The following is a 1,252-nucleotide window of genomic DNA, read 5'->3' on the forward strand; positions in this document are numbered from 1 at the left end:
AGGAAGAATACTCATATTGATTTAGACACACATCAAGAATATGTAGATACGCTTGTTGTGCAGTTGAATTTACTTCAATATGTTGTAGGCATTGTGCAAGAGGAAGGAGTCATTTATGCTGCATCGATACTAGTGATGCATTCATTTGACTTGTATACCGTGCATAGGATTACAAATTTATCGATTCCATTTCTACGAAATTTAGAGAATACACTATCAAAAGAAAAATAGGGGGCTATAAAAATGAGTATTGTTATTGATATTGCAGAAGGAAAAAAGATTGTACCACATATTGTATTAGTAGGTGCTGGAGGAAACGGAGGATTAATTTTACAACATATTGCTCAAATGATGAGTATTTTTCAATTGGATGGCGAAATTGTAGTTGCAGATCCAGACACGGTTGAAGAAAAAAACCTTGGAAATCAACTCTTTATTCGACCTGATGTTGGTAAATACAAAGCAGAAGTACTGGCTCGTCGATATAAAGCTGGCTATAACGTTCCTATCTCTTCCTTTACTTCACAGTACATAGAAGACATAGAAACAATGCAGCAGTTGTTTGGTAATAAATATGATTTATTAAAAAAACAACATAAAGACGACTACTTGTATCTGCCAATTGTAATTGGAGCAGTAGATAATATGTTTTCTCGTGAGATCTTTCATCAATTCTTCCATCAATCGGATAATCTTCTTTACATCGATGTAGGGAATACAGCTGTAACCGTTCCTGATAATTGGAGAGAAGTAAATAAAAGACATTGGACACCTCAACAAATAGCTGATTATAAAAACAGTGGTTATAACGGACAAGCAGTATGTGGAGTTAAATTGAATGGCGAGGTCATTCTTTCACCGCTTGGTGATTTATTTCCGGATGCATTTACGAAAAAAGAAACGGCTCCAAGTCAATTAAGTTGTTCCGAATTAGCTGCTTCAGAACCACAGCGCGTTATTACCAATAAGTTCGCTGCCATGACTGTTGCTCAATTCGTTAACGAACTCTTTGATGAAGGTACCGTATCGAATCACTATATCATTTTCCAGGCTCAAAAGGCTTTTATGAAAGCTGCACCAATTGAGGGGTAATGATATAGGAGGGGACAAGATGAGAGTGTATCAATTAGATTCCACTCAATTACAACACAGTTTAACACCAACAAACATGTGTAATGGTGTTCTACAATACTACCAATATAAACAGTATACCGTTGTATCTGTACTTGATTTATCAAAGCAAGATTCCGAA

2 protein-coding genes are annotated in these 1,252 nt (G+C 35.8%); both read left to right on the top strand.

The window, feature by feature from the left end:
- A partial coding sequence (locus FOT98_RS30500; RefSeq protein ID WP_144291232.1) for a hypothetical protein occupies positions 1-231 on the top strand: 231 nt, incomplete at its 5' end.
- Positions 232-243: 12 nt separating this feature from the next.
- On the top strand, positions 244-1,092 hold the full coding sequence (locus tag FOT98_RS30505) for a ThiF family adenylyltransferase (RefSeq protein ID WP_000029261.1): 849 nt from the start codon (positions 244-246) through the stop codon (positions 1,090-1,092).
- Positions 1,093-1,252 lie beyond the last annotated feature (160 nt).

The sequence above is a fragment of the Bacillus sp. HY001 genome (genome assembly GCF_007558965.1).
Taxonomy (GTDB): domain Bacteria; phylum Bacillota; class Bacilli; order Bacillales; family Bacillaceae_G; genus Bacillus_A; species Bacillus_A mobilis.